Genomic DNA, 14129 nt, shown 5'->3' with positions numbered 1-14129 from the left:
TTTTTAAAAAATATTTGCTCACAAAAAAACCCGCACTAGGCGGGTTTCTTTAAACTGAAGTACATCAGCTTAGTCTTCTGTGACTACGTCTTCTGCTTCTACAACAGGACGATCAACCAGTTCAACGAACGCCATAGGCGCGTTGTCACCGGCACGGAAGCCACATTTCATAATACGAATGTAGCCGCCAGGACGGTTCTGGTAACGAGGACCAAGATCAGTAAACAGTTTACCTACTGCTTCTTTGCTGCGAGTGCGAGCAAAGGCCAGACGACGGTTAGCAACTGAATCAACCTTAGCAAGGGTGATCAGTGGCTCAGCTACACGACGCAGCTCTTTCGCCTTAGGCACAGTAGTCTTGATGATTTCATGCTCGAACAGGCTCACAGCCATGTTTTTAAACATAGCCTGACGGTGTGAACTTGTGCGATTGAAGTGGCGACCACTTTTACGATGACGCATGGTTTTATTCCTTCACTACTTACGCAAGAACTTTGTCGTCGTTGCGGAGACTGGCAGGTGGCCAGTTCTCAAGGTGCATACCCAACGACAGTCCGCGTGATGCGAGAACGTCTTTGATTTCGGTCAAAGACTTCTTACCCAAGTTAGGTGTCTTCAGCAGCTCAACTTCAGTGCGCTGGATCAGATCACCAATGTAGTAGATGTTTTCAGCCTTCAGACAGTTAGCTGAGCGAACGGTCAGCTCCAGGTCGTCCACTGGACGCAGGAGAATCGGATCGATCTCTTCTTCTTCACGAACCTGTTCAACGACTTCGTCGTTCTCGAGGTTAACGAAAATAGCTAACTGCTGCTGCAGGATGGTCGCGGAACGACGGATTGCTTCTTCCGGATCGATAGTGCCATCAGACTCCAGATCGATGATCAGCTTATCCAGGTCAGTACGCTGTTCTACACGAGCGCTTTCGACGCTGTAAGAAACACGTTTAACCGGGCTGTAAGTTGCATCGAGCTGCAGTTTGCCAATCGCCTTGGTCTCTTCATCGTTCTGATTGCGAGCTTCAACAGTCTCGTAACCACGACCTGAATCGATCCGAAGGGTCATTTTCAGTTCAGCGCCTTCACCCAGGTGAGCGATGACGTGATCTGGGTTGGCAATTTCAACACCATGATCCAGTTGAATATCAGCAGCTGTCACTGTACCCGGACCAGCTTTGGTCAGAGTCAGGTTCGCCTCGTCACGTTCATGTAATTTGACCGCTACACCTTTGAGGTTCAGCAGGATTTCAATTACATCTTCCTGAACGCCGTCGATAGCGCTGTACTCATGGAGTACACCTTCGATTTCACATTCGGTGATTGCTGCGCCTGGCATAGACGACAGCAGGATACGACGTAACGCGTTACCCAGAGTATGACCAAAACCACGCTCCAGCGGCTCAAGTGTTACCTTGGCATGGGTACCGGATACTTCGTCCACCTGGATGTTACGAGGTGTCAAAAATTCATTCACTGCACGCTGCATAGCTGCCCCTTAAGTTCCTCTATTACTTAGAGTAAAGTTCCACGATGAGGTTTTCGTTGATCTCTGCTGGGAGATCAGCGCGCTCAGGAACTGCTTTAAAAGTTCCTTCCATCTTGCCGGCATTCACATCAATCCAACCGCAGTCAGCACGCTGACCAGCCAGATCGAGTGCAGTCTTGATGCGATCCTGAGACTTTGACTTCTCACGGACAGCTACCACATCACCGCCTTTAACCTGGAAGGAAGGAATGTTAACGGACTGACCATTAACAGTGATTGCTTTGTGAGACACCAGCTGACGTGCTTCAGCGCGGGTAGAACCAAAGCCCATACGATAAACAACGTTATCCAGACGTGATTCCAGCAGCTGCAGCAGGTTTTCACCGGTTGCACCTTTACGACGAGCAGCTTCTTTGTAGTAGCTACGGAACTGCTTCTCGAGGATGCCATAGAGACGACGGACTTTCTGCTTCTCACGAAGCTGCAGACCGTAGTCAGACAGACGACCACGACCAGCGCCATGAACGCCAGGCTTGGTTTCTAATTTACATTTTGTGTCCAGAGCACGGACGCCACTTTTCAGGAACAGGTCAGTTCCTTCACGACGCGCGAGCTTACACTTAGGACCAATATAACGTGCCATTATTGAGCCTCCTTATACGCGACGTTTCTTAGGTGGACGACAGCCGTTATGTGGGATCGGAGTAACATCAGTGATGTTAGTGATCTTGTATCCACATGCATTCAGGGCACGAACAGCTGATTCACGACCTGGACCAGGGCCTTTGACCTCTACATCCAGATTCTTCAGGCCGTACTCTTTAGCGGCTTCTCCTGCACGTTCTGCAGCAACCTGTGCGGCAAACGGCGTGCTCTTACGTGAACCACGGAAACCTGAACCACCTGCGGTTGCCCATGAGAGAGCGTTACCCTGGCGGTCAGTGATGGTCACGATAGTATTGTTAAAAGAGGCGTGGATGTGCGCGATGCCATCGACGACCGTCTTTTTAACTTTTTTCTTCGTTGATCTTTGTGGCTTAGCCATTTTTAAATCCTGCTTTTAATATCAACACTGCAACAAGTCGAATGCAGCTACACTAAAAGAGCAGATCCGGGTAATAAATTACTTACGGATCGGCTTGCGCGGACCCTTACGGGTACGTGCATTAGTTTTAGTACGCTGACCACGAAGTGGCAGGCTGCGACGGTGGCGGATACCACGGAAACAACCCATGTCCATCAGACGCTTGATGTTCATCTGAGTCTCGCGACGCAGATCACCTTCAACTGTGAACTTACCTACTTCGTTACGAACAACATCGAGCTGATCTTCGCTCAGGTCACCAATTTTGGTGTCTTCAGCGATGCCAGTAGAGGCACAGATCTGCTTCGCAGTCGTCTTACCAATGCCATAGACATAGGTCAGAGAAATAACTGCATGCTTGTTGTCAGGAATGTTGACACCGGCAATACGGGCCATGTCTAACTCCGTTACACTTACTTAATGAAAGGGCGGCGAATACTACAGGTCGCCTGCTTAAAAAGCAAGCGACCTGATTTCAGCCACCCGGCCTTGTCAGGATTGACCTGACTCGTCAGAAGATTAGCCCTGACGCTGTTTGTGCTTAGGATCTGTACAGATCACTCGCACACTGCCGTTACGGCGAATGATTTTGCATTCACGGCAGATTTTCTTTACAGATGCACGTACTTTCATGACGTTCTCCTGTATACGGTGCACGCCTTATCGGCGAGTACCATATTGATGTAAATTAGACTTCTTCATCAGTGATTCATACTGATGAGACATCAGGTGCGATTGGACCTGAGCCATGAAATCCATCACGACGACGACCACAATCAGCAGCGAGGTGCCACCGAAGTAGAACGGCACGTCGGCACCAATAACCAGCAGCTGAGGCAGCAGACATACAGCGGTGATGTACAGCGAGCCAAACAGTGTCAGGCGACCCAGTACAGTATCGATGTAGTTTGCGGTCTGCACACCAGGGCGGATACCCGGGATAAACGCACCAGACTTCTTCAGGTTCTCAGCCACTTCACGCGGATTGAACATCAACGCGGTGTAGAAGTAGCAGAAGAAGATGATGCCTGCAGAGAACAGCAACAGGTACAGCGGCTTATCAGGGGCCAACAGCATGCTGAAGTCCTGAAGGTATTCAGCCATCACACCCTCACCCTGACCGAACCATTGCCCCAGAGAGGCAGGAAACAGCAGCAGAGAAGATGCAAAGATCGCTGGGATAACGCCCGCCATGTTCAGTTTCAGCGGCAGGTGGCTGGTTTGAGCAGCGAACACCTGACGACCTTGCTGACGCTTGGCATAGTTAATCGTGATCCGGCGCTGTCCACGTTCTACGAACACAACAAACGCGATCACGGCAACCGCCAGCAGAGCGATACCAAGTAACAGGACGATGTTCACCTCACCCGTACGGGCAGATTCAAACGCCTGTGCCAACGCTGATGGCAGACCAGCCACAATACCGGCAAAAATAAGAATAGAAATACCGTTACCGATGCCGCGCTCAGTTACCTGCTCGCCCAGCCACATCATGAATACCGCACCAGCCACGAATGACGGGATAGCTGCGATATAAAAATCTGGTCCGGATGAGAAAGTAACGCCCTGGCTGGCCAGACCTGCGGATACACCGAAGGCCTGGAGGGTTGCCAGAAGTACAGTTCCGTAACGGGTGTATTGGGTAATCTTACGACGCCCCGCCTCACCTTCTTTCTTAAGCTGCTCAAGCTGTGGGCTCACCGCGGTAAGCAACTGCATGATAATCGACGCAGAGATGTAGGGCATGATACCCAACGCGAGAATACTCATACGTTCCAATGCACCACCAGAGAACATATTGAACATCTCCAGGATCGTGCCCTGGTTCTGATCAAACAATCTCTCGAGTGCCTCTGGATTCATCCCAGGTACCGGAATATGGGTACCAATGCGATATACAATAATTGCCAGAATCACAAAACGGATGCGAGCCCAAAGCTCGCCCATTCCGTTCTGCATCCCTGCCGGGAGTGAGCCTTGCTTAGCCATTAGTCTTCGACCTTACCACCCGCTGCTTCAATAGCAGCTTTAGCGCCTTTAGTAACTTTCAGACCTTTAACGGTCACAGCTTTGCTGATTTCGCCAGACAGAATTACGCGAGCCTGTTTAATTTTCTCGCCAATTACGTCAGCAGCTTTCAGCGCTGCCAGATCGACAGTTTCACCTTCAACCAGAGCCAGTTCGTTGAGACGAATCTCAGCAACGTACTGTGCCTGACGTGAAGTGAAGCCGAACTTAGGCAGACGACGGTGGATTGGCATCTGACCGCCTTCGAAGCCTGGAGCTACTTTACCGCCAGAACGTGATTTCTGACCTTTGTGACCACGGCCGCCGGTCTTACCCAGACCAGAACCGATACCACGACCAACACGCTTAGCAGTAGGCTTAGAACCAGGAGCCGGGCTCAATTCGTTGAGACGCATATTACTCCCCTTCTACCTTAACCATGTATTGAACTTGATTGATCATGCCGCGGACAGAAGGAGTATCTTCCAGCTCAACAGTGTGACCAATACGACGCAGGCCCAGACCTTTCATGGTCTCGCGGTGCTTTGGCAGTTTGCCAATAGTACTGCGGGTCTGGGTAACTTTTACGGTTTTCTTAGCCATGTCAGATTACCCCAGAATGTCTTCAACTGACTTGCCACGCTTAGCTGCAACCTGCTCTGGTGATTTCATCTGCGCCAGACCATTAAAGGTCGCGCGAACTACGTTCACCGGGTTAGTTGAGCCATAGCACTTGGCCAGTACGTTTTTAACACCAACCATTTCCAGAACGGCACGCATCGCACCACCGGCAATAATACCGGTACCTTCAGATGCAGGCTGCATGAAGATGCGCGAACCTGAGTGCACGGCCTTAACCGGGTACTGCAGAGTCGAACCGTCCAGCTGGACGTCGATCATGTTGCGCTTAGCCTGTTCCATTGCTTTCTGGATTGCAGTTGGTACTTCGCGGGATTTACCACGACCAAAGCCAACGCGACCGTTGCCATCGCCTACCACAGTCAGAGCTGTGAATGCGAAGATACGACCACCTTTAACTACTTTGGCTACGCGGTTCACCTGAACCAGCTTTTCCTGCAGTTCGCTTTCGTTACGTTCGTTGTTACGTTCGTTATTCGCCATGATCTACCCCTTAGAATTCCAGGCCGCTTTCACGAGCCGCGTCAGCCAGAGCTTTAACACGACCATGGTATTTGAAACCGGAACGATCGAACGCTACTTTGGTCACGCCAGCGGCTTTCGCGCGCTCTGCGATCAGTTGACCAACTTTGGTAGCTGCAGAAACATTACCAGTGATTTCGCTACGCAGATCAGCTTCTACAGTAGAAGCAGTTGCCAGTACGGTTGCGCCGTTAGCAGCAATGACCTGAGCGTAGATGTGTCTTGGTGTGCGGTGTACGCACAGACGTACCGCGCCTTTGTCACGGATGTTAGTCCGTGTTTTCGCGGCACGGCGCAGACGAGCTTTTTTCTTCTCATTCATGGCCTAGCCCTTACTTTTTCTTGGCTTCTTTACGACGCACATTTTCATCAGCATAACGAACACCCTTACCTTTATAAGGCTCTGGTGGACGATAGCCACGGATCTCAGCAGCAACCTGACCAACCTGCTGTTTGTCGATACCTTTGATAACGACTTCAGTCTGGCTTGGGGTTTCGGCAGTTACGCCTTCAGGCAGTGCATAATCAACAGGGTGAGAGAAACCCAGTGACAGATTCAGAGTATTACCAGCTGCTTTTGCACGGTAACCAACACCCTGAAGAATCAGTTTCTTCTCAAAACCAACGCTGACACCAGTAACCATGTTGTTAACCAGTGACCGGAAAGTACCGGCGAGGGCGTTAGCCTGTTTGTCGGCAGACTTAGGCGCGAACTTCAGTTCGTTCTCTTCCTGGCTGATTGCCACAGAAGCGTGAACGTCGAGTTCAAGCTGACCTTGTTTGCCTTTAATAGTGATCTTGTCGTCAGCCAGCTTGACTTCAACGCCAGCTGGGATTGCGACAGGAGCTTTTGCTACGCGAGACATCGATAAACTCCTTAGAATACGGTCGCGATGACTTCGCCGCCAACACCCGCAGCACGGGCAGCGCGGTCAGTCATTACGCCTTTCGAAGTTGAAACGATGGCAACGCCCAGACCAGCCTCTACTTTAGGCAGCTCGGTAGTACCACGGTACTGACGCAGACCAGGACGGCTAACACGCTGAATGCGCTCAATAACCGGCTTGCCTTCGTAGTATTTCAGGTCGATAGTCATAGTAGGCTTAACCTCACTATCGACAGAGAAGCCAGCGATGTAGCCTTCAGATTCGAGAACCTGAGCCACAGACTTCTTAATTTTTGATGACGGCATGCTTACATTCGTGTGACCAGCTTGCTGGGCATTACGAATGCGGGTGAACATATCCGCCAACGTATCTTGCATACTCATTTGTATATTCCTCGGTTGTACAGCGCCCCTCTCCCCATGCCCATCCGGAAAAAATCCTGAGACGACAATACTCCGCCGATCCAAGCTGCATTGCAGAACAAGGATTTGGCAGAGTAAAGAGAAGCGCACCTGAAATCAGGCGCGCATTCTACACGAGTTGGGAATTGCTTACCAACTAGCTTTTTTCAGACCAGGCACGTTACCTTTCATGCCTTCTTCACGCAGTTTAATACGTGACAGCTTGAACTTACGGTAAACGCCGTGCGGACGGCCTGTCATCTGACAACGACGCTGCAGACGGCTTGGTGACGAATCACGCGGCAGCTGCTGCAGAGCCTGTTGTGCGTTCCAGCGATCTTCATCAGAAGACGCTGGGTTTTTGATGATGGCTTTCAGTTCTTCGCGCTTGGCAGCGAACTTGGCAACCAGTTTTTCACGCTTCAGCTCGCGCTGCTTCATGCTAATTTTGGCCATGATTCACTCCTCAGTTGCGGAACGGGAACTGCAGCGCTTTCAGCAAAGCGCGGCCTTCATCGTTTGTTTTAGCCGTAGTGGTGATGGTGACATCCATACCGCGAACCTTGTCTACTTTATCGTATTCAATTTCCGGGAAGATGATCTGTTCCTTCACGCCCATGCTGTAGTTACCACGACCGTCGAATGACTTAGGGTTAATACCACGGAAGTCGCGCACACGTGGCAGAGAGATGTCTACCAGGCGATCCATGAATTCCCACATACGGTCACGACGCAGGGTTACTTTACAGCCAATCGGCCAGCCTTCACGGACTTTAAAGCCCGCGACTGATTTACGTGCCTTGGTAACGATCGCTTTCTGACCGGCAATTGCTTCCATATCAGCAACTGCGCTGTCCATCAGCTTCTTGTCACCCAGCGCTTCACCAACACCCATGTTCAGGGTGATTTTAGAAACGCGCGGCACTTCCATTGGGTTTTTGTAACCAAACTCTTCAGTCAGCTTGGCTACTACTTCATTCTTGTACAGGTCTTTTAAACGTGACATAGCAGTATCCAGTCCTATCAGGCGTCAACTTGATCGCCAGTAGATTTGAAGATACGTACCTTGCTCTCGCCTTCAACCTTGAAGCCAACACGGTCAGCTTTCTCAGTCTTAGGGTTCCAGATTGCAACGTTTGAAACCTGAATGCTGGCTTCTTTTTCAACGATGCCGCCTGGCTGCTGCAGGTACGGGTTTGGTTTCTGGTGTTTTTTCACCATGTTAATGCCAGAGACAATCAGACGACCGTCAGCCAGTACTTTCTGTACCTTGCCGCGCTTGCCTTTGTCTTTACCGGCGATAACAACTACTTCGTCATTTCTGCGAATTTTCAACATTTCACTGCTCCTTAAAGCACTTCAGGCGCAAGGGAAATGATCTTCATGAACTGCTCAGAACGCAGTTCACGAGTCACAGGGCCGAAGATACGTGTGCCAACTGGTGCGTTCGACGCATTCAGCAGTACCGCAGAGTTGGTGTCGAAACGGATGATTGAACCATCCGGACGACGTACGCCTTTACGGGTACGAACAACAACTGCGTTCATCACCTGGCCTTTCTTAACTTTACCGCGTGGAATTGCTTCCTTTACGGATACCTTGATCAGGTCACCGATGCCGGCATAACGACGATGAGAGCCGCCCAGTACTTTAATGCACTGAACACGCTTCGCGCCGCTGTTGTCGGCAACGTCAAGCATGGATTGTGTCTGGATCATGCCTATCGCTCCTAACTACGTGCGCCCGGTATTAAACCTTGGCGGCGCGCTCGTCGATTGATACCAGCGCCCAAGTCTTGTTTTTAGACATAGGACGCGACTCTTTTACAGTAACGGTGTCGCCAATTTGACACTCGTTGTTGGCATCGTGTGCCATTACTTTCGTGGAGCGCTTCACGAACTTTTTATAGATCGGGTGCTTCACGAAGCGTTCAACCAGCACAGTCACGGACTTGTCCATCTTGTTGCTGACAACGCGACCGCTCAATGTGCGGGCAGTTTTTGTGTTCTCAGTCATGGTCATTCACCTGCCTTGCTGGCCAACACGGTTTTTACACGGGCAATATCACGACGAGTTTCGCGCAGCAGGTGGGTTTGACCCAGCTGGTTAGTCGCTTTGCTCATACGCAATTTGAATTGCTCGCCCAACAGTTCTTCAAGCTGAGATTGCAGCTCAGCTACTGACTTTTCTTTCAGTTCACTTGCTTTCATCACAGCACCGTCCGTTTAACAAACTGTGTTTCAAATGGCAGTTTGGCGGCAGCCAGAGCGAAGGCTTCACGTGCGAGTTCTTCCGACACACCTTCCATCTCATACAGGACTTTGCCTGGCTGGATCTGGCAAACCCAGTATTCAACGTTACCCTTACCTTTACCCTGACGAACCTCAAGAGGCTTCGCAGTGATCGGCTTGTCCGGGAAAACGCGGATCCAGATTTTACCACCACGTTTAATTTTACGAGTCATCGCACGACGCGCTGCCTCGATCTGACGTGAAGTCATACGACCACGGCCAGTAGCTTTCAGTGCGTACTCACCAAAGCTAACCTTGGAGCCACGAATGGCAAGACCACGGTTACGGCCGGTCTGGACTTTACGGAACTTGGTACGTTTTGGTAACAACATTACTCAATCCCCTTATGAACGGCCTTTTTTCTTACCCTGGTTCTTAGCGCGCTCACGAACTTCTTCGATACCGCCCAGAATCTCACCTTTGAAGATCCAGACTTTCACGCCAATAACACCGTAAGTAGTGTGTGCTTCGTAAGTCGCGTAATCGATATCTGCACGCAGAGTGTGCAGAGGAACACGACCTTCGCGGTACCACTCTGAACGAGCGATTTCAGCACCACCTAAACGACCGCCCACCTGGATCTTGATACCTTGCGCACCGCCACGCATTGCGTTCTGTACCGCGCGCTTCATAGCACGACGGAACATCACACGACGCTCAAGCTGGTTTGCAACGCTCTGTGCTACCAGTTTGGCATCCAGATCCGGTTTACGAACTTCTTCAATGTTGATGTGTACCGGAATACCCATCAATTCACTGACATCTTTACGCAGAACTTCTACGTCTTCACCTTTCTTACCAATCACGATGCCTGGACGGGCAGTGTGAATAGTAACTTTGGCGTTTTGCGCTGGACGCTCAATAACGACCTTGCTCACTGAAGCTTTTTCAAGACGCTTTTCGATCAGAGAACGAACAGCGATGTCAGCCAGCAGGTTGTCGGCGTACTTATCCTTACCGGCATACCAGACCGAGTTATGGTCTTTAGTGATACCTAAACGGATACCGGTTGGATGAACTTTTTGACCCATCTGACCAACTCCTTATTCTGAAACTTTCACAGTGATGTGACAGGTACGTTTGAAGATACGGTCCGCACGGCCTTTAGCACGTGGACGGATACGCTTCATAGTCATACCTTCATCAACGAATGCGGTGGAAACACGCAGCTCATCGACGTCAGCACCGTTATTGTGCTCAGCATTGGCGATGGCAGACTCCAGCACTTTCTTAACCAGGTCCGCACCCTTAGTGGTACTGAAGCTCAGGATATCCAGTGCTTCGGCAACCTTTTTACCGCGGATGCTGTCAACAACCAGGCGACCTTTCTGTGCAGACAAGCGAGCACCACGTAATACAGCGGCTACTTCAGACATATCTATTCACCCCTTAACGTTTGGCTTTCTTATCCGCAATGTGACCCTTGTAGGTACGGGTCAACGCGAATTCGCCGAGTTTATGACCAACCATGTCTTCAGTTACGAAAACAGGCACGTGTTGTTTGCCGTTATGTACGGCGATCGTCAGTCCTACGAAATCCGGGAAGATCGTAGAACGGCGAGACCATGTCTTGATCGGACGCTTGTCGTTAGCCTCAAGAGCGGTCTCTACCTTTTTCATCAAGTGGTGGTCGATAAATGGACCTTTTTTCAATGAACGTGGCACAGTTCAATCCTCTCTATTTATTTCGCAGAACGACGGCGTACGATCAGTTTGTCGGTACGCTTATTCTTACGAGTCTTGTAACCCTTAGTCGGAACACCCCAAGGAGTAACCGGATGACGACCACCAGAGGTACGACCCTCACCACCACCGTGTGGGTGATCGACAGGGTTCATTACCACACCGCGGACGGTCGGACGGATACCACGCCAGCGGGAAGCACCAGCTTTACCCAGCTCACGCAGAGAGTGTTCAGAGTTACCAACTTCACCCAGTGTTGCGCGGCAATCTGACAGCACTTTACGCATTTCGCCTGAACGAAGACGCAGTGTGCAGTAGGTACCTTCACGGGCAACCAGCTGAGCAGATGCACCGGCAGAACGAGCCATCTGGCCGCCTTTACCTGGCTTCAACTCAACGTTGTGAACAGTACTACCCACTGGAATGTTACGCAGTGGCATAGCGCTACCTGGTTTAATAGGCGCGTGTTCACCTGAAACAACCTCGTCACCTGCAGTCAGACCTTTAGGTGCAAGGATGTAGCGACGCTCACCGTCTGAGTACTTCAGCAGGGCGATGTTTGCGCTACGGTTCGGATCGTATTCCAGACGCTCAACAACAGCAGGAACACCATCTTTGTTACGCTTGAAGTCAACAATACGGTAATGCTGCTTGTGACCACCACCGATGTGACGAGTAGTGATACGACCGTTGTTGTTACGGCCACCGCTCTTTGACTTCTTCTCCAGCAGACCCGCAAAAGGCTTACCTTTGTGCAGTTCGCTGTTTACGACTTTAACCAGATGACGACGGCCAGCTGAAGTCGGTTTAGTTTTCACCAATGCCATGACTTAAGCTCCTCTTATTCCGCGTCAGCGAAGTCGATGTCTTGACCAGGCACGAGACGTACATACGCTTTGCGGATGTCGTTACGCTTACCCATACCGCGAGCGGTACGCTTGGTCTTACCTTTAATGTTGACGGTCTGTACGGACTGAACTTTCACTTCGAACAGAGCTTCAACAGCCTTTTTGATCTCTGGCTTAGTTGCGTCAGGTGCTACACGGAACACGTACTGACCAGCTTTATCTGCCAGGATGGTCGCTTTCTCAGAAATGTGAGGAGCTACCAGTACTTTGTAGATACGTTCACGGTTCATGCGTAAGCCTCCTCAAGTTTCTTAAGGGCCTGCACGGTTACCAGGATCTTGTCGAAAGCGATCAGGCTGACTGGATCAACACTGCTTGCTTCGGTCACACCAACGTGTGGAACGTTGCGTGAAGCCAGGTAGAGCTTTTCATCGACATCATCAGACACGATCAGAACGTTATTCAGCTCAAGCGCGTTCAGCTTTTTCACAAAATCTTTAGTTTTGTGAGTGTCAACTTTGAAGTCGTCCGCTACAACCAGACGTTCCTGACGAACCAGCTCAGACAGAATTGACTGCATCGCAGCGCGATACATCTTCTTGTTTACTTTCTGCTCGTAGTTACGTGGCTTAGCAGCAAAGGTCACACCACCTGAACGCCAGATAGGAGAGCTTGCAGTACCAGCACGTGCACGACCAGTACCCTTCTGACGCCAAGGCTTCTTACCACCACCGGCTACTTCAGAACGGGTTTTCTGAGCTTTAGTACCCTGGCGACCGCCTGCAAGGTATGCAGTAACAATCTGATGAACCAGAGATTCGTTGAATTCGCGAGCAAAGGTAGCGTCAGAGACTGCTACAGCTGCACCAGTATTCGTTTTCAGTTCCATTGCTTACCCCTTAGCCTTTACAGCTGGTTTAACAATTACTTCGGAACCAGTCGCACCTGGCACAGCACCTTTGATCAACAGCAGATTGTTCTCGGTATCAACCTGAACAATTTCCAGCATTTGGGTAGTCTGCTTTTCAGCACCCATGTGGCCTGCCATTTTTTTGCCTTTCCATACGCGACCTGGGGTCTGACACTGGCCAATAGAGCCAGGCGCACGGTGAGACAATGAGTTACCGTGAGTTGCATCCTGGGTAGAGAAGTTCCAGCGCTTAACGCCACCCTGGAAACCTTTACCTTTGGTCGTACCAGTCACATCGACTTTCTGACCGGCTTCAAACTGTTCAACGGTCAATTCCTGACCCAGCTCAAAACCTTCCTCAGTACGGAACTCAATAAGACCCTTACCAGCTTCAACGTTTGCTTTCGCAAACTGGCCAGCTTGAGGCTTAGATACGCGAGACGCTTTCTTCTCGCCAAATGCAATCTGAACAGCACTGTAGCCATCAGTTTCAGGTGTTTTCACCTGAGTAACGCGGTTAGGCGTCACCTGCAGTACAGTTACAGCGACAGATTGACCTGCTTCAGTAAATACACGGGTCATACCCGCTTTTTTACCGACAATACCAATTGCCATGTTGTTTTCCTCTCGTGTACGGGGCTGATACCCGCTATGGCCGCCCTTGTTTCAATAGAGATTACGGGCGTTACACAGAGCCTTAGGACAAATCCTTACGGATTAGCCGAGGCTGATCTGAACTTCCACACCGGCAGCCAGATCAAGTTTCATCAGCGCATCTACAGTTTTTTCTGTAGGCTCAACAATGTCGAGCATGCGCTTGTGCGTACGGATTTCGTACTGGTCACGCGCGTCTTTGTTAACGTGCGGTGAAACCAGAACGGTATAACGCTCTTTACGAGTAGGCAGTGGAATAGGACCACGCACCTGAGCGCCCGTACGCTTAGCCGTATCGACAATTTCCTGAGTCGAAGTATCGATCAGGCGATGGTCGAACGCCTTCAGACGGATACGGATTCGTTGGTTTTGCATACCAAACTCCAGTTAATGTGCTTGAGCTTGCGGTTTCCCCAGATAATAGGGGACGCGAATTGTAGGGGGAGTCAGGCGACGTGTCAACACGCTTAGAGAAATAAGCCAGAAGGGCTTATTGGAAGTTCAAAAAAGCCCGCACGAAGCGGGCTTTTTTGGATTCTGCATTTTCTTCGATATCGCCCAAATGAAGCGTTACCGAAGAAGGCTCTGCCAGGCCGTGTTATCGATTTGATGAGGAGCTTACTTATGTAAGTGACAAATCAAATCGATGACACAACACCGCAGAGGCGATGCAGGTAGCTTCATCACTCGATGATTTTAGCTACAACACCAGCACCTACA

28 protein-coding genes are annotated in these 14129 nt (G+C 50.5%); all 28 read right to left on the bottom strand.

The window, feature by feature from the left end:
• Window positions 1-69 precede the first annotated feature (69 nt).
• The 28 genes from rplQ to rpsJ all read right to left on the bottom strand — a co-directional run bounded on the left by rplQ (window position 70) and on the right by rpsJ (window position 13784).
• Window positions 70-462 carry a 50S ribosomal protein L17 gene (rplQ, locus tag BW941_RS14620; protein WP_068443309.1) on the bottom strand — a complete coding sequence of 131 codons (393 nt, stop codon included), beginning with the start codon at window positions 460-462 and terminating at the stop codon, window positions 70-72.
• Between the two features lie 19 nt (window positions 463-481).
• Entirely contained in the window at window positions 482-1483 is a 1002-nt protein-coding gene (locus BW941_RS14615; protein ID WP_076517291.1) for a DNA-directed RNA polymerase subunit alpha, read from the bottom strand.
• 22 nt (window positions 1484-1505) lie between these two features.
• Entirely contained in the window at window positions 1506-2126 is a 621-nt protein-coding gene (gene rpsD, locus BW941_RS14610; protein WP_068441860.1) for a 30S ribosomal protein S4, read from the bottom strand.
• A gap of 12 nt (window positions 2127-2138) precedes the next feature.
• A complete protein-coding gene (gene rpsK, locus BW941_RS14605; protein WP_068443303.1) occupies window positions 2139-2528 on the bottom strand; it encodes a 30S ribosomal protein S11 in 390 nt (129 codons plus the stop codon).
• A gap of 78 nt (window positions 2529-2606) precedes the next feature.
• On the bottom strand, window positions 2607-2963 hold the full coding sequence (gene rpsM / locus BW941_RS14600) for a 30S ribosomal protein S13 (protein WP_068440841.1): 357 nt from the start codon (window positions 2961-2963) through the stop codon (window positions 2607-2609).
• 123 nt (window positions 2964-3086) lie between these two features.
• Window positions 3087-3200 (bottom strand): 50S ribosomal protein L36, encoded by a 114-nt coding sequence (gene rpmJ / locus BW941_RS14595; protein ID WP_068440836.1) that lies wholly within the window; start codon window positions 3198-3200, stop codon window positions 3087-3089.
• Between the two features lie 27 nt (window positions 3201-3227).
• The gene (secY, locus tag BW941_RS14590) at window positions 3228-4556 is read right to left on the bottom strand and encodes a preprotein translocase subunit SecY (RefSeq protein ID WP_076517289.1); all 1329 of its coding nucleotides are present in this window, start codon (window positions 4554-4556) and stop codon (window positions 3228-3230) included.
• Entirely contained in the window at window positions 4556-4990 is a 435-nt protein-coding gene (rplO, locus tag BW941_RS14585) for a 50S ribosomal protein L15 (protein WP_076517288.1), read from the bottom strand. Before rplO ends, secY begins: the two co-directional genes overlap by 1 nt.
• A gap of 1 nt (window position 4991) precedes the next feature.
• A complete protein-coding gene (rpmD, locus tag BW941_RS14580) occupies window positions 4992-5177 on the bottom strand; it encodes a 50S ribosomal protein L30 (protein ID WP_068443059.1) in 186 nt (61 codons plus the stop codon).
• Between the two features lie 6 nt (window positions 5178-5183).
• The gene (gene rpsE, locus BW941_RS14575) at window positions 5184-5696 is read right to left on the bottom strand and encodes a 30S ribosomal protein S5 (RefSeq protein WP_068443062.1); all 513 of its coding nucleotides are present in this window, start codon (window positions 5694-5696) and stop codon (window positions 5184-5186) included.
• A 10-nt stretch (window positions 5697-5706) separates the two neighbouring features.
• Window positions 5707-6057 (bottom strand): 50S ribosomal protein L18, encoded by a 351-nt coding sequence (gene rplR, locus BW941_RS14570; RefSeq protein WP_068443064.1) that lies wholly within the window; start codon window positions 6055-6057, stop codon window positions 5707-5709.
• A 10-nt stretch (window positions 6058-6067) separates the two neighbouring features.
• Window positions 6068-6601, bottom strand: a complete 534-nt coding sequence (gene rplF / locus BW941_RS14565; protein ID WP_076517286.1) for a 50S ribosomal protein L6 — start codon at window positions 6599-6601, stop codon at window positions 6068-6070.
• A gap of 11 nt (window positions 6602-6612) precedes the next feature.
• Window positions 6613-7005, bottom strand: a complete 393-nt coding sequence (rpsH, locus tag BW941_RS14560) for a 30S ribosomal protein S8 (RefSeq protein ID WP_068443069.1) — start codon at window positions 7003-7005, stop codon at window positions 6613-6615.
• 168 nt (window positions 7006-7173) lie between these two features.
• Complete coding sequence (gene rpsN / locus BW941_RS14555; RefSeq protein ID WP_068443297.1) at window positions 7174-7479, bottom strand: 30S ribosomal protein S14; 306 nt, start codon at window positions 7477-7479, stop codon at window positions 7174-7176.
• Between the two features lie 10 nt (window positions 7480-7489).
• Window positions 7490-8029, bottom strand: a complete 540-nt coding sequence (gene rplE / locus BW941_RS14550; protein ID WP_068443294.1) for a 50S ribosomal protein L5 — start codon at window positions 8027-8029, stop codon at window positions 7490-7492.
• 17 nt (window positions 8030-8046) lie between these two features.
• Window positions 8047-8361 (bottom strand): 50S ribosomal protein L24, encoded by a 315-nt coding sequence (gene rplX, locus BW941_RS14545; protein ID WP_068443291.1) that lies wholly within the window; start codon window positions 8359-8361, stop codon window positions 8047-8049.
• An 11-nt stretch (window positions 8362-8372) separates the two neighbouring features.
• Complete coding sequence (gene rplN / locus BW941_RS14540) at window positions 8373-8741, bottom strand: 50S ribosomal protein L14 (RefSeq protein ID WP_068438793.1); 369 nt, start codon at window positions 8739-8741, stop codon at window positions 8373-8375.
• A 31-nt stretch (window positions 8742-8772) separates the two neighbouring features.
• A complete protein-coding gene (gene rpsQ / locus BW941_RS14535) occupies window positions 8773-9039 on the bottom strand; it encodes a 30S ribosomal protein S17 (RefSeq protein ID WP_068443283.1) in 267 nt (88 codons plus the stop codon).
• Window positions 9040-9041: 2 nt separating this feature from the next.
• On the bottom strand, window positions 9042-9233 hold the full coding sequence (rpmC, locus tag BW941_RS14530; protein ID WP_068443280.1) for a 50S ribosomal protein L29: 192 nt from the start codon (window positions 9231-9233) through the stop codon (window positions 9042-9044).
• Window positions 9233-9646: a 50S ribosomal protein L16 gene (rplP, locus tag BW941_RS14525; RefSeq protein ID WP_068443279.1), complete on the bottom strand. Its 414-nt coding sequence runs from the start codon at window positions 9644-9646 to the stop codon at window positions 9233-9235. The genes rpmC and rplP overlap by 1 nt, the downstream gene beginning before the upstream one ends.
• A gap of 12 nt (window positions 9647-9658) precedes the next feature.
• Window positions 9659-10345 (bottom strand): 30S ribosomal protein S3, encoded by a 687-nt coding sequence (gene rpsC, locus BW941_RS14520; protein WP_068438036.1) that lies wholly within the window; start codon window positions 10343-10345, stop codon window positions 9659-9661.
• 12 nt (window positions 10346-10357) lie between these two features.
• Window positions 10358-10690: a 50S ribosomal protein L22 gene (gene rplV / locus BW941_RS14515; RefSeq protein WP_076517284.1), complete on the bottom strand. Its 333-nt coding sequence runs from the start codon at window positions 10688-10690 to the stop codon at window positions 10358-10360.
• A 13-nt stretch (window positions 10691-10703) separates the two neighbouring features.
• Window positions 10704-10979 (bottom strand): 30S ribosomal protein S19, encoded by a 276-nt coding sequence (gene rpsS / locus BW941_RS14510; protein WP_068443276.1) that lies wholly within the window; start codon window positions 10977-10979, stop codon window positions 10704-10706.
• Between the two features lie 17 nt (window positions 10980-10996).
• Window positions 10997-11824 carry a 50S ribosomal protein L2 gene (gene rplB, locus BW941_RS14505; RefSeq protein ID WP_068443273.1) on the bottom strand — a complete coding sequence of 276 codons (828 nt, stop codon included), beginning with the start codon at window positions 11822-11824 and terminating at the stop codon, window positions 10997-10999.
• A gap of 14 nt (window positions 11825-11838) precedes the next feature.
• On the bottom strand, window positions 11839-12135 hold the full coding sequence (rplW, locus tag BW941_RS14500) for a 50S ribosomal protein L23 (protein ID WP_076517283.1): 297 nt from the start codon (window positions 12133-12135) through the stop codon (window positions 11839-11841).
• Window positions 12132-12734 carry a 50S ribosomal protein L4 gene (gene rplD, locus BW941_RS14495; RefSeq protein ID WP_068438476.1) on the bottom strand — a complete coding sequence of 201 codons (603 nt, stop codon included), beginning with the start codon at window positions 12732-12734 and terminating at the stop codon, window positions 12132-12134. Before rplD ends, rplW begins: the two co-directional genes overlap by 4 nt.
• A 3-nt stretch (window positions 12735-12737) precedes the next feature.
• Complete coding sequence (rplC, locus tag BW941_RS14490; protein WP_076517281.1) at window positions 12738-13370, bottom strand: 50S ribosomal protein L3; 633 nt, start codon at window positions 13368-13370, stop codon at window positions 12738-12740.
• Window positions 13371-13472: 102 nt separating this feature from the next.
• On the bottom strand, window positions 13473-13784 hold the full coding sequence (gene rpsJ / locus BW941_RS14485) for a 30S ribosomal protein S10 (RefSeq protein ID WP_068443270.1): 312 nt from the start codon (window positions 13782-13784) through the stop codon (window positions 13473-13475).
• Between the last annotated feature and the right edge of the window lie 345 nt (window positions 13785-14129).

The sequence above is a fragment of the Thalassolituus maritimus genome (assembly GCF_900156675.1).
GTDB lineage: Bacteria > Pseudomonadota > Gammaproteobacteria > Pseudomonadales > Oceanobacteraceae > Thalassolituus > Thalassolituus maritimus.
The sequence above is the reverse complement of the archived record's forward strand: the minus strand, read 5'-3'. Positions and strand labels throughout refer to the sequence as shown.

Bases quoted from the DNA above. Each gene is read 5' to 3' on its own strand.
- rpsH (WP_068443069.1), bottom strand. From the start codon at position 7,005: ATGAGTATGCAAGATACGTTGGCGGATATGTTCACCCGCATTCGTAAT.
- rpsK (WP_068443303.1), bottom strand. From the start codon at position 2,528: ATGGCTAAGCCACAAAGATCAACGAAGAAAAAAGTTAAAAAGACGGTC.
- rplN (WP_068438793.1), bottom strand. From the start codon at position 8,741: ATGATCCAGACACAATCCATGCTTGACGTTGCCGACAACAGCGGCGCG.
- rplW (WP_076517283.1), bottom strand. From the start codon at position 12,135: ATGAACCGTGAACGTATCTACAAAGTACTGGTAGCTCCTCACATTTCT.
- BW941_RS14615 (WP_076517291.1), bottom strand. From the start codon at position 1,483: ATGCAGCGTGCAGTGAATGAATTTTTGACACCTCGTAACATCCAGGTG.
- rpmD (WP_068443059.1), bottom strand. From the start codon at position 5,177: ATGGCTAAGAAAACCGTAAAAGTTACCCAGACCCGCAGTACTATTGGC.
- rplF (WP_076517286.1), bottom strand. From the start codon at position 6,601: ATGTCTCGCGTAGCAAAAGCTCCTGTCGCAATCCCAGCTGGCGTTGAA.
- rplE (WP_068443294.1), bottom strand. From the start codon at position 8,029: ATGTCACGTTTAAAAGACCTGTACAAGAATGAAGTAGTAGCCAAGCTG.
- secY (WP_076517289.1), bottom strand. From the start codon at position 4,556: ATGGCTAAGCAAGGCTCACTCCCGGCAGGGATGCAGAACGGAATGGGC.
- rpmJ (WP_068440836.1), bottom strand. From the start codon at position 3,200: ATGAAAGTACGTGCATCTGTAAAGAAAATCTGCCGTGAATGCAAAATC.
- rplQ (WP_068443309.1), bottom strand. From the start codon at position 462: ATGCGTCATCGTAAAAGTGGTCGCCACTTCAATCGCACAAGTTCACAC.
- rplV (WP_076517284.1), bottom strand. From the start codon at position 10,690: ATGTCTGAAGTAGCCGCTGTATTACGTGGTGCTCGCTTGTCTGCACAG.
- rpsD (WP_068441860.1), bottom strand. From the start codon at position 2,126: ATGGCACGTTATATTGGTCCTAAGTGTAAGCTCGCGCGTCGTGAAGGA.
- rplX (WP_068443291.1), bottom strand. From the start codon at position 8,361: ATGTTGAAAATTCGCAGAAATGACGAAGTAGTTGTTATCGCCGGTAAA.
- rpsJ (WP_068443270.1), bottom strand. From the start codon at position 13,784: ATGCAAAACCAACGAATCCGTATCCGTCTGAAGGCGTTCGACCATCGC.
- rpsQ (WP_068443283.1), bottom strand. From the start codon at position 9,039: ATGACTGAGAACACAAAAACTGCCCGCACATTGAGCGGTCGCGTTGTC.
- rpsC (WP_068438036.1), bottom strand. From the start codon at position 10,345: ATGGGTCAAAAAGTTCATCCAACCGGTATCCGTTTAGGTATCACTAAA.
- rplR (WP_068443064.1), bottom strand. From the start codon at position 6,057: ATGAATGAGAAGAAAAAAGCTCGTCTGCGCCGTGCCGCGAAAACACGG.
- rpsN (WP_068443297.1), bottom strand. From the start codon at position 7,479: ATGGCCAAAATTAGCATGAAGCAGCGCGAGCTGAAGCGTGAAAAACTG.
- rplB (WP_068443273.1), bottom strand. From the start codon at position 11,824: ATGGCATTGGTGAAAACTAAACCGACTTCAGCTGGCCGTCGTCATCTG.
- rplC (WP_076517281.1), bottom strand. From the start codon at position 13,370: ATGGCAATTGGTATTGTCGGTAAAAAAGCGGGTATGACCCGTGTATTT.
- rpmC (WP_068443280.1), bottom strand. From the start codon at position 9,233: ATGAAAGCAAGTGAACTGAAAGAAAAGTCAGTAGCTGAGCTGCAATCT.
- rpsM (WP_068440841.1), bottom strand. From the start codon at position 2,963: ATGGCCCGTATTGCCGGTGTCAACATTCCTGACAACAAGCATGCAGTT.
- rplD (WP_068438476.1), bottom strand. From the start codon at position 12,734: ATGGAACTGAAAACGAATACTGGTGCAGCTGTAGCAGTCTCTGACGCT.
- rplO (WP_076517288.1), bottom strand. From the start codon at position 4,990: ATGCGTCTCAACGAATTGAGCCCGGCTCCTGGTTCTAAGCCTACTGCT.
- rplP (WP_068443279.1), bottom strand. From the start codon at position 9,646: ATGTTGTTACCAAAACGTACCAAGTTCCGTAAAGTCCAGACCGGCCGT.
- rpsE (WP_068443062.1), bottom strand. From the start codon at position 5,696: ATGGCGAATAACGAACGTAACAACGAACGTAACGAAAGCGAACTGCAG.